Consider the following 17,332-nt stretch of genomic DNA (forward strand, 5'->3'; position numbering starts at 1 on the left):
TTTTTCTTGTCATGACCCCTGAGCAACATCAAGGGATTGATAACAAGGAATTGTCACCATGAAAGAGCTGCCCAATCCCACTTTTGCACTCTCGCCAGTTCAAATGCCACGGGGGTCACTTCATCCGGGGCAAATTGCACCCCACGTTGATTTTTTGCCTCGGCGCATGCAAAGCGCCATTGTGGTCGGTTGGGCGCAACATCAAGACGAAGTTCGAGAAGCGCAGCGTCTGAGGTACTCCGTTTTTGCGAACGAAATGGGTGCCAATTTACCCAACACCTTGCCAGGCCATGACATCGATTTGTTTGATGATTACTGTGAACATCTGTTGGTGCGAGACACTGCGAGTGGTCAGGTCATTGGCACTTATCGTGTGCTCACGCCAGCACAAGCCAAACGCGCAGGCAGCACCTACAGCGACACCGAGTTTGATTTGACCCGACTTCGTGACATGCGTCAGCGCATGGTGGAGCTTGGACGCAGTTGCGTTCATGCCGAGCATCGCCACGGCGGGGTCATCATGGCTTTGTGGGGAGCTTTGTTTGAGTTCATGGACCGTAACCGTTTGGACACCATGATCGGTTGTGCCAGCATTCCCATGTTGCACAACGGTGTGGTCACAGGCAATGCCGCTGCGAGCATTTGGCATCAATTGCGGCAAACCCACTTGGCGGAAATTCAACACCATGTTCGCCCCCGCTTGGCTTTGCCGATTGAGGCCTTGGAACACCATTTGCAAGTGGAGCCGCCCGCACTGATCAAAGGGTATTTGCGCTTGGGTGCCAAAGTCTTGGGCGCACCGGCGTGGGATCCCGACTTCAACACCGCAGACCTGCCGATGATGATGCGCACGGCCGATTTGCCTGCACGTTACCGCAAACATTTTTCGATGGGCATGGTGTGATGTTCGGCACCTCACTGGGGCAAAAAATGCCACATTTGACAGCCCATTTTGCGGGATCGGAAGCTCAACTTGTGCCCCAAAAAACAGCATGGTCTGTGCCTGAGCAAGTGGATACAGATGACGATGACACGCCACAGGGTCATGTCCGTTATCGGGCGGTCTTTATTTCTGACCTGCACATTGGAACCCCAGGGTTTCAAGCCGAGGCATTGCTTGATTTTTTAAAACACCACTCCAGCGAGAGTCTTTATTTGGTTGGGGACATTGTCGACGGGTGGCAACTGCGACGACGCTGGTTTTGGCCACAAAGCCACAACGATGTGGTGCAAAAACTTTTGCGACGGGCACGCAAAGGTTGCCGTGTGATTTATGTGCCAGGCAATCACGATGAATTTGCCCGGCATTTTGTTGGTCATGCGTTTGGAGGTGTCGAGGTGGTTCACGACACTTGCCACACCACGGCCAAAGGCATGAAGTTGTGGGTGGTGCATGGTGACCATTTTGATGGGGTGATTCAGTGTGCCAAATGGCTGGCCTATGTCGGGGATTGGTTGTATGAGCTGACCTTGAAAATCAACCGCCATCTGAACAGTCTTCGGGCCCGCATGGGTTTGGGTTACTGGTCTTTGTCGGCTTATTTAAAACTCAAGGTTAAAAAGGCGGTCAATTTCATCAGTGATTTCGAAGTGGCCGTGGCGCACGAAGCGCAGCGTCGGGGTTTTGATGGTGTGGTCTGCGGTCACATACACCATGCAGAAATTCGCCAGGTCAACGGGGTGTTGTATTGCAATGACGGTGACTGGGTGGAAAGTCGCACGGCTTTGGTGGAGCACATGGATGGACGTTTGGAAATTGTTCACTGGGGCGATCAGGCGCTGGTGTTGACCAGCACCTCATGGTCTGAAGAAGTCATTGGGGGTCCTGTCCATCGGGCAATGTAAAAACAACAGGCAGAAGAATTCCAGGGGTATTTTTTGTTGAACGTTGAGGGTTCATCTGAAAGAAAAACAAGATTTGGGCGGCAGATTTCAAACCTTCTATGGCCTTTACGCTTGGGGCAGATCAAACTTGAATGGGTCTGTGCGTTGGGTCACCAGACTGTCATCAAAATGACTTGACGCTTACCTAGAATGGACTTGAACCATTCAAGTACGAGACATGTCCAACTCAACCAAACCAAGCGATTTGAACGATGACCCCTCAGGCTTGCTGGACAGGGACCTGAGCATTCTGGCCTTCAATGAGCGCGTGCTGGACTGGGCGCACCGCCCCGAAGTGCCCGTTTTGGAGCGCTTGCGCTATTTGTGCATCGTGTCATCCAATTTGGATGAATTTTTTGAGGTGCGAGCTGAGCCCCATGTGATGGGGAGTTTGCAAGAACTCAAATCAGGCCAGTACACCGAGCAGACCTTGTCTGCCATAGCCGAAAAGGCCGGTGCGATGGTTGAACGCCAATACGCCCTTTACAACGATGCCTTGTTGCCTGCCTTGCAGAACAAGCACATTCAAATTCTGTCCCATGGTGAGCGCAATGCGGCACAGCGGCGTTGGGTCCACAGCTATTTTCAGCGAGAGGTTCAACCTTTGCTGGTGCCTGTGGGGCTTGACCCGGCACATCCTTTTCCGCAGGTGGCCAACAAATCGCTGAATTTCATTGTTCACTTGTCAGGCAAAGATGCTTTTGGCCGCTCCAATGAAATTGCGATCGTCAAAGTGCCACGCGTGCTGCCTCGATTGATTCCCTTGCCGGCCAAAGTGTGTGATGGCAGTACCGCCTATGTGCTGCTGTCCAGTGTGATTCGGGCCCACTTGGCTGATTTGTTTCATGGGCGTGAAGTGGGGCAGTTTTCACAGTTTCGTGTGACACGCCATTCAGAGTTGGCTGTCGACGAAGACGAAATCGCCAATTTGCGCATGGCTTTGCGACAGGGTTTGCAGCATCGTCACTATGGACAAGCGGTGCGTCTGGAAGTGTCGGCCAACTGTGCACCACGCTTGGTTGAATTTTTGCGCAAGGAATTTCAATTGCCCGAACGCGCTGTCTACCGCGTCAACGGCCCTGTGAATTTGGTGCGCTTGATGCAGTTGATCGACTTGATCAATGCGCCCGATTTGCTGTTTCCACCCTACAAGGCGAGTTTTCCTGCACAGTTGCCGCAACACGGTTCGATTTTTAACCGCCTCAAAACAGGCGATGTGCTGATTCATCAGCCGTTTGAAAGTTTCGATGGGGTCTTGGCTTTTTTGCGCGAGGCCGTCATGGACCCCCAGGTATTGGCCATCAAACAAACCATTTACCGGGCAGGCAGCGACACCACAATGATGGATTTGCTTCGTGAGGCTGTCAGACGTGGCAAAGAGGTCACGGCGGTGGTTGAACTCAAAGCCCGATTTGACGAAGAGGCCAACATCAATTGGGCCGAGCAATTGGAGTCCATTGGTGCGCAAGTGGTGTATGGCATTGTGGGTCTCAAAACCCATGCCAAGATGCTGCTGGTCACCCGCAGGGAAGGGCGATCTTTGCGCCGCTATGGCCACATGTCCACCGGCAACTACAACCGCAAGACAGCGGCCTTGTACACCGACATCAGTTACTTGACCGCCGATGCGGCCATGACCTTGGACATGGACCATTTGTTCGGACATTTGGCCAGCCAGAGCGAATTGCCCAAAATGAAGCGTTTGCTGGTGGCCCCATTTCAATTGCACACCGACATGTTGTTGCGCATTGCCAATGTGGGAAAAGCCGCCTTACAAGGCCAGCAGGCACGCATTGTGATCAAGATGAATGCCTTGACCGATGTGCCCTTGATCAAGGCTTTGTTGGAGGCCGGTCAACAAGGGGCCAAGATCGATTTGATTGTGCGTGGTGCCTGCATGTTGCCGGCCGGTGTGGAAGGCATGAGCGAAAACATCCGCGTGCGTTCGGTCATCGGTCGTTTTCTGGAACATTCACGCGTCTTTTACTTTTGTGCGGACCAAGAAGAGTCGCTTTACTTGTCCAGCGCCGATTGGATGAGCCGCAACATGACACGACGCATTGAGTTGGCTTGGCCTGTGTTGGATCCTGTACTGCGCCAGCGCTTGATTGACGAATGCTTGATTGCCTACCTGCACGATGCGCGTGATGCCTGGGACTTGGCAGCCGATGGTCAGTACCACCGAGTGGGTCTGAAGGCTCCAGGGCACAGCGCACAAAACGCCCTCATGCAACGCTACGGTGCAGCGCAAAACAGGAGATGAGCACCATGGATCTGATTGTGTGGCGTCATGCCGAAGCCTATGAAGCGCAAACAGGAGAGGACGACATGTTGCGGGCCTTGACGCCGCGCGGCAAAAAACAGGCTGAACGCACAGCGCATTGGCTGGAGCGGCAGTTGCCGCAAGGAACCCGGATATTGACGAGTCCTGCGCTCAGGGCTGAACAAACGGTTCGCTATTTAGGGCGCAAATACAAAGTTCGTGATGCCTTGTCGCCAGGGGCCTGTGTGCAAGACTTGTTGGAATCCGCCGGATGGCCAGATGCCAAGTATCCGGTCCTGATGGTGGGCCACCAACCTGCCATGGGGGGGCTGGTGGCCCATCTTTTGGGCATGCCAGAGCCTGCATGCACCATTCGAAAATCATCGGTTTGGTGGCTGCGTCACCGCTGTCGCGAGGAGCAAAGTCAAACCCTGCTCATCGCTGTGACGTGTCCTGACAAACTTTGAAATTTCAGTCTTTGGCAGGACGACCTGTTTTGATGGTGGGAATGCTGGCCAAGGCTTTCTTGAACGGGGCGTCTGACATACCCGAGAGCGCTTGAAGTCCAGCACGAATCAGTTCACTCTTTTTGACATCCACACCCAAAGCCAGCGCTCGTTTTTTCATGGCTGCAATCTGCAAAAGTTCGGTTTTGGGCAGCGTGAAGCTGTCACGCACCACTTTGACTTTTTTCTCTTTGGCAGGTTTGGTGGGTGTAACACTCGGGGCTTTGGCCTTGGGCTTGACGTCTTTGGCTTCTGCTTGGGTCTGAGCCTTGGGCGTGGGAGTTTTGGCTTTCACGGCTTGAGACTTGACTGGGGCGCTGACAGCTTTGGTTTTGGCTTTGCTTGGGGCAGCAGGGGCAGGCGTTGCAGTTTTTGCAATCGGTTTGCTGGGGACAACTTCGGTTGCGGTGCTTGGGTCGACGGCAGTTTTTGCGCTGCTGGCTTGCTTGGGGACAGCCTTGGCCGTGCGCTTTGTTTTTGGAGCAGCGGTTATGGCTTTTTCTGCGTTGCTGGGTTTCGGGGTGGTGTCGCCGGTTTCAGTCATGGTCATGTTTTGCATCACTGTGTCGCTTTCATAAATTAACAGTGCATACAGTTTATACCGTTATGGATGACTGAACAAGGGATGCATGGCTGATGCGTGCCCGTCAATGCCTTCGCGGCATTGTTCGGGTCGGTTTTTGAATGTTGGGCAATTTGGGTTTGATGTTGCCCAACTTCAGTTCATGTTGATTTGAAACGTCCAATCTGTTTTGAGCCATGCGCTGGTTTCTTCGCGCAGCAAATGGGCTGATTGCGGCCAGAGTTCAGCCCAGTCTGCGTCCATGCTCAATTGCGCCGTCCGGCGCTGCACATCGCACACCATGTTCAAGCCCGACAGGTCGGGGTCGCGTCGGGCGTGGCACAAAATGACGGCGACGCGCAGTGCCATGAGTTGCTGGACAAAGCTGGCGTCTTCCAGTTCAGATTCCAGCTTGCGCAGTTTGCCCCGGTGTCCCAGCACCAACTGGCTGAGCCTGTGCAACTCGTCCAGAGTGAAGCCCTGCAAATCGGTGTTGTCCAGAATGTAGGCGCCATGTTTGTGGTAATCGCTGTGCGATATCCGCATGCCGGTTTCGTGCAACTGGCATGCCCAATGGAGCTTTTGCAGGTAGCGTTGGCGTTCAGCAAGGGTCGTGTCGGAAGACTCGGGTATCAGTGCTTGCAACAGATGTTGGGCAGTGCGTGACACCCGCTCAGCTTGCAGTTTGTCCGTGCCAAAACGCTGTGCCAACCAATCAACCATGGATGAACGCACATCGTGCATGCCTTCGCGCTCGATCAGGTCGTACAAAGCACCGTGGCGCAGCGCACCTTGTGCTGCATGCATTTCGTCAATTTGCAGCAAATCAAACACGGCTTGCAAAACAGCCAAGCCCCCCCCAATGACGGGTTTGCGGTCTTCCTTGACGCCTTCAATGCGCAAGTTGTCTTGCTTTTGCGCCTTGAGCAATCTGTCTTTGAGCCATGCCAAACCCTCACGGGTCACTTTGCCATCGGGCCAACCTGCTGCGCTCAGCACATCCGACACCGCACCCACGGTGCCAGAGGAGCCGTAGCATTTGTCCCAGTGTTGACGATTGAACAGAATTTGTGCCTCGTCGAGCACCGCTTTGGCGCCGATCTCTGCGGCTTTGAAAGCCGACGGAGTCCACAGCCCATCAGCAAAGTACTTCATGGACCAGCCAACGCTGCCGACCCGATATGACTCTAAGGTGTTGGCACTTTCATGTTGGCCCAAAATCATTTCGGTCGAACGCCCGCCAATGTCCACCACCAAACGTCGTTCATCGGATTGCGGCAGAAGGTGCGAGACCCCCAAATAAATCAACCGTGCTTCTTCTCGTCCCGCGATGACCTCGATGGGGAAGCCCAATAGGCGCTTGGCTTTGCTCAAAAATACATCGCGGTTGCGTGCTTCACGCAGGGTTTGTGTGGCCACGGCCCGCACTTGACTGGGTTTGAAGCCTGCGATGCGTTCAGCAAAACGCGCCAGACATTCCCAGCCTCGGACCATGGCATCTTCGGTCAAGTTGCGTTCTGCATCAAGTCCATTGCCTTGGCGCACGGTTTCTTTGATGTATTCCACACGGCGCAATTGACCAGCATCCATTTGGCCAATTTCTAGGCGAAAACTGTTAGAGCCCAGATCGATGGCGGCGTAAAGGGACTTGGTGTGCATGCGGTATGACCAGCGTTATCGGGCGAAAAGCCGATTATGTGACGGAATTGTGAAAAATTGATGACGCCGTGTGCGGGCAGGTTAACGCATCAGGCAATGGCCGTCTGTGGGCTTTGTTGCATCCAAGGAAACAGCTAACCCTGGCGTGAATCACAAGCCAGATTGATCGCGTCGCCACAAGGCACACCTTGGCAGCAGTGCGCGGTCAAAAAGTCCATCAGGCTTTGCATCGCACCCAGATCGGCGCGGTAGCGCAAAAAACGGCCTTCGCGCTGTACGCTGACCAAGGCGGCGTGGTGCAGTTCCTTGAGGTGAAACGACAGCGTGTTGGCCGGAATGTCGAGCGCGGCAGACAGCTGCCCAGGCTGAATACCCTCGGGGCCCGTGCCCACGATGGCGCGAAACACCTTCAGGCGCGAGCTTTGTGCCAAAGCCGCCAAGGCCTTGACGGCCACGTCCTCGTCCATGACGCTGAACAAAGAAACCGGGCTCATGATGCGGCCTTTTCTGCAGGGGTGTCGGTGAGCACACCCAAGGGCAATCGCAGCGTGGCCAACCAGCACAAAAGCAGCATCAAAGCCGAGCCCAAGAGTGCGTACATCAACCCGCCCCATTGGTAGAGCAAGCCCGACAGCAGCGTGCCCATGAAGCGACCCAGCGCATTGGCGGCGTAATAAAAGCCCACGTCTTCGGCCGCTTTTTCAGAGCCTGCATAGGCCAGCACCAAGTAGCTGTGCACCGACGAATTGATGGCAAAGGCAAAGCCAAACAAACTCAGGCCACCCACCACCCACCACTGCAGCTGAGGCGCTTGCAGCCACATGGCCGCGGCAATGCCCAGTGGAATGAGCATGAGCACCGCCGACCACCAACGCGCGGCAGGCACCTCGCGGCTCAGGCCATCGGCGCTGCGGCGCACGATCTGTGGCGCCAGCGCTTGCACCAAGCCGTAGCCAATGGTCCACGCGGCCAAAAAGCCGCCCACCATGGTGAAGGTCCAGCCCACCGAGTAGAGGAATACCGGCACGCCCACCACAAACCACACATCACGCGCTCCAAACAAAGCCACGCGTGCAGCCGCCAGCGCGTTGATGCCCGCGTTTTTGGCGAACAACTCTTTGGCCGAGCCCGATGGTTTGCTCTTGCCCATCATGGGCGGCAAGCTGCTCACCACGCCGACGAGCACCAGGGCCAATAGCCCCGACATCGCCCACAGAGAACCCTGAAAACCCAGCGTCTCTAAAAGCAAACCACCCAGGAAAAAGCCAAAGCCTTTCATGGCGTTTTTGCTGCCGGTGAACCAGGCCACCCACTTGAACAGTTGCCCGTTGCCTTGGTCTTTGGCTTGCGCCTGAGTGATCTTGATGGCCGATTTGCTGGCGGTTTTGGTGAGGTCTTTGGCTACACCGCACACGCCTTGCGCCAAAACCACCCAAGCCACCGACATGGCCGCTGTCCACTCCGGCTGCAGGGCCGAGAGCAAGCCAAAGCCGATGATCTGCGTGACCAAGCCCACGGTGAGCATGCGGGCAATGCCAAAGCGCGTGGCCAGCCAGCCGCCGATCAGGTTGGCCAAGACGCCCGCGCCTTCGTACAGCAAGAACAAAAACGCCAACGTGAACGGCGAGTAACCCAGCTTGTAAAAGTGCAGCAACACCAACATGCGCAATGCGCCGTCGGTCAGGGTAAAGCCCCAATAGGCGGCGGTCACGATGCCATAGTGGCGTTCAGCGGCGTTCATCTCAGATGCCGACTTCGTTCATGTGGCAAGCCAGATCCACCATGCGGCAGGCGTAACCCATCTCGTTGTCGTACCAAGCATAAATTTTCAGCAGGGTGCCATCGGTCACCAGGGTGGACAGCGCGTCCACGATCGAGCTGCGTGTGTCGCGGGCGTAATCCACACTCACCAAGGGGCGCTCCTCGTAACCCAAGATGCCTGCCAGCGGGCCTTGGGCTGCGGCGGCAAACAAGGCGTTGACTTCTTCGGCGCTGGTTTCGCGCTTCATCTCGAACACGCAGTCGGTCAGCGACGCATTCAGCACCGGCGCACGCACCGCGTGGCCGTTGAGCTTGCCCTTGAGTTCGGGGTAAATCAGGGCAATGGCGGTGGCACTGCCGGTGGTCGTGGGGGCCAGGCTGACCATGGCGCTGCGTGCGCGGCGCAGGTCTTTGTGCGGGGCATCGACCACCAAGTTGGTGTTGGTCGGGTCGTGGATGGTGGTGATCTGGCCATGCTTGATGCCAATGGCTTCGTGCACGACTTTGACCACCGGGGCCAGGCAGTTGGTGGTGCACGATGCGGCCGTGACGATGCGGTCTTTGGCCGGGTTGTACAGCGTGTGGTTGACGCCCACCACGATGTTCAGCACATCGCCCACCTTGACGGGCGCGGCCACGATCACGCGCTTGGCGCCCCGGTCCAAGTGGCCCTGAATGGTTTCGGGCGTTAAAAATTTACCGGTGCATTCGAGCACCAAGTCCACCCCCATGTCGCCCCAAGGAATATCGGCCGGGTTGGCGTGCGACGAAAAGCCCAGGGTGCGATCACCGATGCGGATCTGGCTGTCGCCCTCGGCCTCGATGCGCTCGCGCCACTTGCCCTGCACGCTGTCAAAAGCCAGCAAATGCGCCGTGGCCGCTGCACCGCCCTTGAGTTCGTTCAGGTGCACCACCTCCAAGCGGTTGCCAGCGCGGGGGTCGTCTGACTGGCGCTCGGCAGCGCCCATGGCCGCACGCAGGGCCAAACGGCCGATGCGGCCCATTCCGTTGATGCCAACTTTCATGCTCTATCTTTCGATCATTCTGGAAATATCAATGCACGAACTTTGCCATGTCTGTGTGACAAAAAAATGACAAATTTTGACTTCGAGGGGATGTGCAGTGGCGTTTCAAAGCACCTTTTGCATTGATTTGTGAAGACGGATTTCGTGACAGCGGCTGATTAGCCATCAAACAGTCACAAAAAAACACTTCAATCCTTGAATCACCAGGAGTTCCGATGTCACACCACGATCACGACCCCATTCACAACACCTCAAACAACCCCCATTTCCAGGACGTCCTGAACCAGTCCCTGCAAAACCCGATGCGCCGCGGTTTGCTGCGTGGTGGTCTGGGCTTGGCGGGTCTGGCCATGTTGCCCGGTTGCGCCACTTTGACTTCGGGCATGGCCGCTGCGCCCCGGGCGCTGGGTTTTCCTTCTGTCGAAAAAAGCCTGCTTGACAATGTGATGCTGCCGCCCGGCTACCAATACAGCGTGCTGCATGCCACAGGCGATGCGCTGGACTCGGCCTTGGCTGCTTACTCGAACAAGGGCACAGAAGCAGACGACTGGTCACGTCGCGTGGGCGATCACCACGATGGCATGGACATTTATTACATCGACGCCAACGGCCGTTATTCCGAAAAGGAAACCGGCCGCGCCGTGCTGTGTGTAAACCACGAAAGTTCAGCCGACGCGCATTTCATGCACCCCAACGGCCAAACGTCCAATGGCGTGGCTGGCAAAAAGTTTACGCAGTTTGGTGACTGGGACTTGGGCACCCGCCCCGAGTTGGAAGTGCTCAAAGAGATCAACCACCACGGCGTGTCGGTGGTCGAGATCGTCAAAACACCACAAGGCTGGCGCATCAAGCAAGACTCGCCGCTGAACCGCCGCATCACCGCACAAACGCCTGTGCGCATCAGCGGCCCCCGCGCCCACATTGAGGCGATTCGCAGCTTCATGGTCACCCGCTGGGACACGGCGGGTGCCATGGCGCGTGGCACTCTGAACAACTGCGGTCATGGCAAAACGCCATGGGGCACTTATTTGGGCTGCGAAGAAAACTGGGCCTATTACTTTCAGACGATGGCCAATGGGGCTGCATTGCCGGCCAAAGAAATGGCCGCACGCAAGCGCTATGGCGTGCCCTCATCGGCTCCAGCAGCAGGCGCCAAACAAGCGCCAAGCCAGGGCTGGCACACCGTCTCGACCACCGACGACCGTTTTGTCCGTTGGAACTTGGCTGCCACTGGCGCCAACGCAGAGAAAGACTTCCGCAACGAAGCCAACACTTTTGGCTTCAACGTCGAAATCGATCCCTTGTCACCCAACTCCACACCCGCCAAGCGCGTGGCCATGGGCCGCTTCGCGCACGAAGCCGCTGTGTGCAGCCTGCCTGTGGCCGGTCAGCCATTGGCGTTTTACATGGGTTGTGATGCCCGCAACGAATACATCTACAAGTTTGTGAGCAGCGCGGTGTGGGACCCCCGCGATGTGGGTGGTGGCTTGGTGGCCGGTGACAAGTACTTGAGCGAAGGCAAGCTGTACGCCGCCCGCTTTGACGCCACAGGGCAAGGCGAGTGGCTGGAGCTGACCATCGATGACCCGCGCATTGCCAACCACAGTGCCTACAAGTTCGCCAATCAGGGCGATGTGTACATCAACGCACGCTTTGCAGCAGACGCTGTGGGCGCGACCAAGATGGACCGTCCGGAGTGGGGTGCGGTCAACTACCGCAATGGCGAGGTGTACTTTGCGCTGACCAACAACAGCGCGGCCAACCGCACGCCTACCAAAGTGGACGCTGCCAACCCACGCGCTTACATGGACATGGACGGCAAAAAAGGCACGGGCAACCCGCATGGCCACATCATCCGCTTCAAAGAGCCTGGCCACCAAGCTTCGGCCAAGACCTTTGCCTGGGACATCTTCTTGTTCGGCGCTGAGGAAGACTCGGGCGATGCCAACCTGTCGGGCCTGACCGCCAAGAATTCGTTCTCATCGCCAGACGGCTTGTGGTTCAGCAAGGCCACCGGCATTTGCTGGATTCAAACCGACGACGGCGCTTTCACCGACGAGACCAACTGCATGATGCTGGCCGCCATTCCGGGCCAGGTGGGCGACGGCGGCAAAGTGACCGTGAAAAACAAGATGGTGGTGGGGGGCGCTGAACAAACCGGCACTCAGGAAACATTCTTGGGCGCTGCCTTGGGCGACGCCAAGTTGCGCCGTTTTCTGGTGGCACCCCAAGGTGCAGAAGTCACCGGGATCACCGAGACCGCCGATGGCTGCACCTTGTTTGTCAACATCCAGCATCCTGGTGAATTGTCCAAGCCTTTGGCTTCGGGCTCGGCGCCCCAAAGCATGTGGCCAGGCAACGCAGGCTATGGCCCACAAGGCCGCCCACGTTCGGCGACCATCGTGATCACCCGCACAGATGGTGGGGTGATCGGGCTGTAAAGCCCGGGGGCCAAGTGTTCAAAGCAAGCGAGGAATGGCCTCGACATCCTCGGCGAACATTTGGCCCTTTTCAGCCAGCAGTACTTTGTGCTGGCTGTCCATCAAGAGCGTGATGGGCAAGCCCTTGGGTTTGGGAAATTGTTTGCGCCACTCGGGGCTGGCCCAAGCCGAGGGAAAGTTGTAGCCGCGCTTTTGCAAATACGCCAGTGCGTCTTCGGGCTTTTTGTCGATGGACAAGGCCAGCATGCGCAGGCCCCGGCTTTTTTGTGCTTGCCACAAGCCCTGCATGCTGGGGCTTTGCAGGGCGCAAAAAGGGCAGGTGCTGGACCACCAATACAACAGCAAAGGCTGGCGTTCGTGTTGAAAGTCTTGGCCAGTGAGCAAACGTATGGACGGCACTTTCAAAACATCGCCCACTCGTGGCATGGCAGGTGCCACGGCTTCCAGAGCGGCTTCGGAGGGGCTTTGGGCCTGAACACTGGCCCAAGGCCACAGTGCACCCAGACTCAAGCCCAGGGTCACTTGTCTGCGTGTTTGAAAAGCCATTGTCAATTCATGTGGAGCCATCATGGAGGACTTGATTGTGCCCCATGGTGCCCTGGTGAGCCCAAGTTCAGTTCATCGCCAAAGTCAGCAGCGCCTGCTCCACATCCTGAGACGCTTTTTTGAGGTGCGGGTTGCTGGACTCGCTGCCGGCGCGGCCCACATCCAAGTCAGCTTGAAAGCCATCACGCTCTGGCCAGACGGCGTTGAGCATGTCAAAACCCGCATCGGCAATGGTGGCTTCGGCTTGTTCGAGCAGGCGTTCCGAACGCCCGGTTTTGGACAACACAATGACGATCTTGTTGCTCACGGAACGGGTTTTGGCCAGCTTGCGTGCCAAAGCCAGAGTAGGGCGAAGATCGTCCATGGAGGTGCCCGTGGGCAAGAACACCACGTCACTTTCTCGGCTGACATCGGCGGTCAACTCATCGGCCAAGCCTCGCGTGTCCACCACCACCAGGTCGTAACCTGTCAATGTTTTGCGCAATTTCTTCATGTTGTTGAAGGCGCGGGCTTCAATTTCAGGCTCGATGCCATGACGCAGCCGCAGGGCACCCCACTCCACGCAGGTGAGTTGCTCCAGATCAAAGTCACCAATCAGCACTTTGTGTTGTGCACGGGCCGCTGCCACGGCCAAAACACGGGCCAAAGTGCTTTTACCGACACCGCCTTTTTGTCCTACAAATGAAGCAATTCGCATGAATCAATTCCTGACTTTTAAAAATGGCAATTTCTCAGGCCTCGGACTTCTTTGCTTGAGGTTTGTTCATCTCTAATGCTTGCATGGCCACATCGAATGTTTTGGCTTTGCCCATGTAATAGCGATCAAGCCGCCACTCTTGCAAGATGTCCATGGCCAGTTGGAAATCTGAGGTGTCCAGTTTATACAGATCCTTGAGCGAGACATCCACTTCGTCGACCAGGGAAGAAATCAACTGGGCAAAAATTTGAGCCGTGGGGGTCAAGGGGTCATGTGCAATGACTTGTCGGACTTTTTTGATGGCGCGCATTGTTAAATTCAAAAAATTCAATTTTGAATGCAACGATTAGTTCATTTGTGAAATTTTTATGAAGAGTGTGTGGCAGTAAAAGTTCAGTTTCATGAAACCGTCTGCAAGATCACAGGATGAGCTTTGGTCATACCCATGTCATTCGCATCGGGCAAGCTCAACAGCCATGCCACATGATGTCCAGCTCATATATTTCAATGCCGGAGGCGGGCACCGTTCTGCCGCCCTGGCGTTGCAGGAAGTCATCGCCCTGGCGCACCCTGACTGGGCGGTGACGCTGGTGAACCTGTTTGAGGTGATTGACTCTGACCGGTACTACCAAAAATTGACAGGCTTTGCGCCAGAAGACCTGTACAACCTGCGTCTCAAACGGGGTTGGACGCGAGGCCTGGCCACCGAGCTCAAGCTTTTTCAAGCCATGATTCGGCTGACTTTGCCCAAGCTCAAAAAGAAGATGCAATCGTTCTGGCACAAGACGCGCCCCCAGTTGGTGGTCTCGTTGGTACCCAATTTCAACAGGGTGATGTACGAGGCCTTGCGCGAAGAGTGGCCGGGCGTGCCCTATGTCACGGTTTTAACGGACATGGCCGATTACCCTCCCAACTTCTGGATAGAGCCCAACCAAGGCCAGTTCATCATCTGCGGGACAGAGTTTGCGGCATCTCAGGCCGCAAGCTTGGGTTATGACGCCGACGCCATCATTCGGACATCCGGAATGATTTTGCGCCCCAGCTTCTACAGCAAGCCATGCGTAGACAAGCCCAAGCGTTTCGCTCAATGGGGCCTGGACCCCCATCGCCCCACGGGCTTGGTGATGTTTGGCGGTCATGGCTCGAAGGACATGCTCAAAATTGCCAAGGCTTTGCCAAATCAGCAACTGATTTTTGTGGCGGGGCACAACATCGCTTTGGCCCAGAAAATGGCGGCGCAATCGGTCTCGTCTTTGCACCTTGTGTTGGGCTTTACCAAGGACATTGACCAGTTGATGCAACTGAGTGACTACTTCGTGGGCAAGCCTGGCCCGGGCAGTTTGAGTGAGGCGGTTCACATGGGGTTGCCCGTCATCACCTTCCGTAATACCGCCACCATGCCGCAAGAGCGTTACAACACGACATGGGTAGAAGAGAACCAACTGGGTAAGGTCATTGCATCGGTCAGTGAGTTGCCGGGTGCTGTGGATGCGCTGTTGAGCGAACAGCCCAAATACCATCGCCATGTTCAACAAATGAACAACCAGGCGGTGTTCGAAGTGGTCGATGCCTTGGGGGCGATCAAGGCGGGTTGAGCTGGCCTTATGGGGTAGGTGCTTGACCAGTGCACATTCGAAAAACACGATCATGACCTGGCACATTAGCGCGTGTGGCCAGCGCTGAATCGCCCAGCTGTTGGTTCCGAACTGAAGCAGGGTTCCAGATCGTTGGGGTTAACTCAACTCGGTGTCCACCATGCTTTGTCAAACCGTCGAGGACTGCCACGTCAATGAATGAGCCACCACAGGCTCATGGTTTGCATGATCCATGAAGCAGTTGCTTCCTTTAAAACAGCCGCATTAAAGCTCGAAAAATACATCCAAAGGCTCCGCTAAAGCGGAGCCTTTGGGTTTTGCTAGCTGTCCCTAGGATCAGGTACCAATCACGCCACCATCATTTTTAGTGATGATCACTGTGGCAGAGCGTGGCATGTTGGTGCCGCCATCTGGCCAAGTACTTCCACCGTTGCCGTTTTCGCCAGGGTGCTGGATGTTGATGAACAAGGTTTTGCTGTCAGGGGTGAAGGCCAAACCTGTCACCTCGCACTGCTTTGGGCCCACCAGGAAACGTCGAATTTCTTTGCTCACAGGGTCTGCCGCCAGCATGGAATTATTGCCTTGGTTGGCGTAGTTACCTAAGCCGGTGTGGTTGCCGTCGGTCTGGATCCAAAGGCGGCCGAACTTGTCAAATCCCAAGCCATCTGGGCTGTTGAAGGTGTTGTCAGCGGTCACATTGCTGGAGCCTGCTTTCGTTGTGCCAGGGTTGCCAGGCACTGTGGGGTTACCAGCCAACACAAAGATATCCCAGTCGAAGGTCATGGCCGCTGCGTCACCCCCCGTCTCACGCCAGCGAACGATTTGACCGTAGATGTTGCTGGTTCGTGGGTTGGCTTCATCTGCAGTGGTGCGGCCTGAGTTGTTGGTCAGCGTGACATAGACCTCGCCAGACGTTGGGTGCACCGTGACCCACTCAGGGCGGTCCATTTTGGTGGCGCCGACGGCATCACCAGCCAAACGGGCGTTGATCAAAACATCTGCTTGGTTGGCAAAGGTGTAGGCGGTGTAAGAGCCAGGAATGTTGCTGAGTTTCAGCTCCACCCATTCGCCTGTGCCCATGAAGTCGCCAGCCGTTGCGCCGTTGCCAAATTTGGCCACATAGAGCTTGCCGCTGTCTAACAAGTTGGCATTGGCGCGTTGATTGCCTTCAACATACTTTTCAGTTGAAATAAATTTGTAGATGTAGTCGTTGACTTGGTCATCGCCCATGTACACCACAACGCGCTTGTCTTTGGTGAAAGCATAGGCGGCGTTTTCGTGCTTGAAACGACCCAGTGCGGTGCGTTTTTTGGGCTTTGAAGTGGCATCAAAGGGGTCAATTTCAACGATCCAGCCGTGACGGTTGGATTCGTTGGGTTCTTTCTTGTAGTCGAAACGATCGATTTGTGTTTCCCATGCGTAGCCTGATGTGCCTGCCGTGATGCCATAGCGCTTCATGGACACATTGCGTCCATCTTCAGTGGGTGCAACGGTGGTGCCAAAATTGTTGTTGAAGTTTTCTTCACACGTCAAATAAGTGCCCCAAGGCGTGAAGCCGTTGCCGCAGTTGTTGAAGGTGCCCAGCACTTCGGTGCCTGTGGTGTCCACGCTGGTCTGGAGCTTGGCATCGCCTGCGGCGGGGCCTGTCAGTTGCATGGGTGTGGCCGCGGTGATGCGACGGTTGTAGGCGGAGTCCTTGACCACGTTCCACTTATTGGCATTGTCTTTCTTGATGTGAATGACAGAGCAGCCCCATGAGTTGATGGCTTTGTTCACGCGCTCCAGTGTGTTGGCAGGGGCTGGCGTTGGGCCAAACAAGGTCAGGTAATCTGTAAATGTTGGTGACAGTGTCGTGTTGTATTCATGGTTCATGACCAGCAGACCTTCTGTGCTGGATGTGCCATCAATCGCGAAAAAGTGGATGCCGTCGTGGTTGTCACCAACTTGGCGTGCTTGGTCAGCTGCAGTTTCGCTGCCAATACCGCTCCAAGTCGAGCCAGCACCTGTAGAGAACAAAGGTGTGCCCCAAGGGACAAAAGTGGTGGCCGTGTAGCCTTCAGCCACTGTCACAGTGTCAAGGCCGTTGGCTGCGACGGCTTTGAAACCCAATAATGAAGCTGTGGGGGTGTCGGTGCCGCCGCATCCAGCGAGAGGGCCAGCCAAGAAAGCTGCAACCGCAGCGCCACTGCCAAATTTCAGGAAGCCACGACGGCCTACTGCACGATTCACAACGGATTGGAAGTGCTCGTTTTGCGAGATGTTGGTTGGCAAATCTTCACTGTCAATCGACCTAATATCCATGATGCAAGCTCCAGAAATTCATGTTGAGAGGCTTGTATCTTTGCGGGTCAATATGAAGAAGTCATGACACCTCAAATTTTTCTGCAAGTGAA

General features: G+C 55.8%; 15 protein-coding genes. 6 read left to right on the forward strand and 9 right to left on the reverse strand.

What is annotated here, in order from left to right:
• The first annotated feature begins 58 nt into the window (after window positions 1-58).
• The 4 genes from B9Z48_RS04615 (at window position 59) to B9Z48_RS04630 (ending at window position 4,614) form a co-directional block, all read left to right on the forward strand.
• Window positions 59-904 (forward strand): GNAT family N-acetyltransferase, encoded by an 846-nt coding sequence (locus B9Z48_RS04615; protein WP_089954213.1) that lies wholly within the window; start codon window positions 59-61, stop codon window positions 902-904.
• Entirely contained in the window at window positions 904-1,845 is a 942-nt protein-coding gene (locus B9Z48_RS04620) for a UDP-2,3-diacylglucosamine diphosphatase (protein WP_228769116.1), read from the forward strand. The genes B9Z48_RS04615 and B9Z48_RS04620 overlap by 1 nt, the downstream gene beginning before the upstream one ends.
• A gap of 217 nt (window positions 1,846-2,062) precedes the next feature.
• A complete protein-coding gene (ppk1, locus tag B9Z48_RS04625) occupies window positions 2,063-4,147 on the forward strand; it encodes a polyphosphate kinase 1 (protein WP_089954209.1) in 2,085 nt (694 codons plus the stop codon).
• A complete protein-coding gene (locus B9Z48_RS04630) occupies window positions 4,144-4,614 on the forward strand; it encodes a histidine phosphatase family protein (RefSeq protein WP_089954205.1) in 471 nt (156 codons plus the stop codon). Before ppk1 ends, B9Z48_RS04630 begins: the two co-directional genes overlap by 4 nt.
• 4 nt (window positions 4,615-4,618) lie before the next feature.
• On the opposite strand, the gene B9Z48_RS04635 is transcribed toward B9Z48_RS04630, so the two are convergent.
• The 5 genes from B9Z48_RS04635 to B9Z48_RS04655 form a co-directional block, all read right to left on the reverse strand.
• On the reverse strand, window positions 4,619-5,212 hold the full coding sequence (locus B9Z48_RS04635; RefSeq protein WP_233261019.1) for a hypothetical protein: 594 nt from the start codon (window positions 5,210-5,212) through the stop codon (window positions 4,619-4,621).
• Window positions 5,213-5,371: 159 nt separating this feature from the next.
• Window positions 5,372-6,874 carry a Ppx/GppA phosphatase family protein gene (locus B9Z48_RS04640; RefSeq protein WP_089954201.1) on the reverse strand — a complete coding sequence of 501 codons (1,503 nt, stop codon included), beginning with the start codon at window positions 6,872-6,874 and terminating at the stop codon, window positions 5,372-5,374.
• Between the two features lie 134 nt (window positions 6,875-7,008).
• Window positions 7,009-7,341: a helix-turn-helix transcriptional regulator gene (locus B9Z48_RS04645; protein WP_089955257.1), complete on the reverse strand. Its 333-nt coding sequence runs from the start codon at window positions 7,339-7,341 to the stop codon at window positions 7,009-7,011.
• Window positions 7,342-7,364: 23 nt separating this feature from the next.
• On the reverse strand, window positions 7,365-8,615 hold the full coding sequence (gene arsJ / locus B9Z48_RS04650; protein WP_108377318.1) for an organoarsenical effux MFS transporter ArsJ: 1,251 nt from the start codon (window positions 8,613-8,615) through the stop codon (window positions 7,365-7,367).
• A 1-nt stretch (window position 8,616) separates the two neighbouring features.
• Complete coding sequence (locus B9Z48_RS04655) at window positions 8,617-9,660, reverse strand: ArsJ-associated glyceraldehyde-3-phosphate dehydrogenase (RefSeq protein WP_089954192.1); 1,044 nt, start codon at window positions 9,658-9,660, stop codon at window positions 8,617-8,619.
• A gap of 215 nt (window positions 9,661-9,875) precedes the next feature.
• Here B9Z48_RS04655 and B9Z48_RS04660 point away from each other — a divergent pair, with 215 nt between their 5' ends.
• Complete coding sequence (locus tag B9Z48_RS04660) at window positions 9,876-12,101, forward strand: PhoX family phosphatase (protein WP_108377319.1); 2,226 nt, start codon at window positions 9,876-9,878, stop codon at window positions 12,099-12,101.
• Between the two features lie 18 nt (window positions 12,102-12,119).
• Here B9Z48_RS04660 and B9Z48_RS04665 read toward each other — a convergent pair whose 3' ends face one another.
• The 3 genes from B9Z48_RS04665 to B9Z48_RS04675 form a co-directional block, all read right to left on the reverse strand.
• Window positions 12,120-12,647, reverse strand: a complete 528-nt coding sequence (locus tag B9Z48_RS04665; RefSeq protein WP_158273209.1) for a TlpA disulfide reductase family protein — start codon at window positions 12,645-12,647, stop codon at window positions 12,120-12,122.
• Window positions 12,648-12,714: 67 nt separating this feature from the next.
• Complete coding sequence (locus B9Z48_RS04670; protein WP_089954180.1) at window positions 12,715-13,344, reverse strand: ParA family protein; 630 nt, start codon at window positions 13,342-13,344, stop codon at window positions 12,715-12,717.
• Between the two features lie 34 nt (window positions 13,345-13,378).
• On the reverse strand, window positions 13,379-13,654 hold the full coding sequence (locus B9Z48_RS04675) for a hypothetical protein (protein WP_089954175.1): 276 nt from the start codon (window positions 13,652-13,654) through the stop codon (window positions 13,379-13,381).
• A gap of 166 nt (window positions 13,655-13,820) precedes the next feature.
• On the opposite strand from B9Z48_RS04675, the gene B9Z48_RS04680 reads away from it, so the two are divergent.
• The gene (locus B9Z48_RS04680; protein WP_108377321.1) at window positions 13,821-14,939 is read left to right on the forward strand and encodes a glycosyltransferase; all 1,119 of its coding nucleotides are present in this window, start codon (window positions 13,821-13,823) and stop codon (window positions 14,937-14,939) included.
• Between the two features lie 336 nt (window positions 14,940-15,275).
• On the opposite strand, the gene B9Z48_RS04685 is transcribed toward B9Z48_RS04680, so the two are convergent.
• Window positions 15,276-17,102, reverse strand: a complete 1,827-nt coding sequence (locus B9Z48_RS04685) for a PhoX family phosphatase (RefSeq protein WP_368665911.1) — start codon at window positions 17,100-17,102, stop codon at window positions 15,276-15,278.
• Between the last annotated feature and the right edge of the window lie 230 nt (window positions 17,103-17,332).

The organism is Limnohabitans sp. WS1 (assembly GCF_003063265.1).
In the GTDB taxonomy this organism is placed as follows: Bacteria; Pseudomonadota; Gammaproteobacteria; order Burkholderiales; family Burkholderiaceae_C; genus Limnohabitans_A.

Bases quoted from the DNA above. Each gene is read 5' to 3' on its own strand.
- B9Z48_RS04665 (WP_158273209.1), bottom strand. From the start codon at position 12,647: ATGGCTTTTCAAACACGCAGACAAGTGACCCTGGGCTTGAGTCTGGGT.
- B9Z48_RS04640 (WP_089954201.1), bottom strand. From the start codon at position 6,874: ATGCACACCAAGTCCCTTTACGCCGCCATCGATCTGGGCTCTAACAGT.
- B9Z48_RS04655 (WP_089954192.1), bottom strand. From the start codon at position 9,660: ATGAAAGTTGGCATCAACGGAATGGGCCGCATCGGCCGTTTGGCCCTG.
- B9Z48_RS04620 (WP_228769116.1), top strand. From the start codon at position 904: ATGTTCGGCACCTCACTGGGGCAAAAAATGCCACATTTGACAGCCCAT.
- B9Z48_RS04615 (WP_089954213.1), top strand. From the start codon at position 59: ATGAAAGAGCTGCCCAATCCCACTTTTGCACTCTCGCCAGTTCAAATG.
- B9Z48_RS04675 (WP_089954175.1), bottom strand. From the start codon at position 13,654: ATGCGCGCCATCAAAAAAGTCCGACAAGTCATTGCACATGACCCCTTG.
- ppk1 (WP_089954209.1), top strand. From the start codon at position 2,063: ATGTCCAACTCAACCAAACCAAGCGATTTGAACGATGACCCCTCAGGC.
- B9Z48_RS04680 (WP_108377321.1), top strand. From the start codon at position 13,821: ATGCCACATGATGTCCAGCTCATATATTTCAATGCCGGAGGCGGGCAC.
- B9Z48_RS04670 (WP_089954180.1), bottom strand. From the start codon at position 13,344: ATGCGAATTGCTTCATTTGTAGGACAAAAAGGCGGTGTCGGTAAAAGC.
- B9Z48_RS04660 (WP_108377319.1), top strand. From the start codon at position 9,876: ATGTCACACCACGATCACGACCCCATTCACAACACCTCAAACAACCCC.
- B9Z48_RS04645 (WP_089955257.1), bottom strand. From the start codon at position 7,341: ATGGACGAGGACGTGGCCGTCAAGGCCTTGGCGGCTTTGGCACAAAGC.
- B9Z48_RS04630 (WP_089954205.1), top strand. From the start codon at position 4,144: ATGAGCACCATGGATCTGATTGTGTGGCGTCATGCCGAAGCCTATGAA.
- arsJ (WP_108377318.1), bottom strand. From the start codon at position 8,615: ATGAACGCCGCTGAACGCCACTATGGCATCGTGACCGCCGCCTATTGG.
- B9Z48_RS04635 (WP_233261019.1), bottom strand. From the start codon at position 5,212: ATGCAAAACATGACCATGACTGAAACCGGCGACACCACCCCGAAACCC.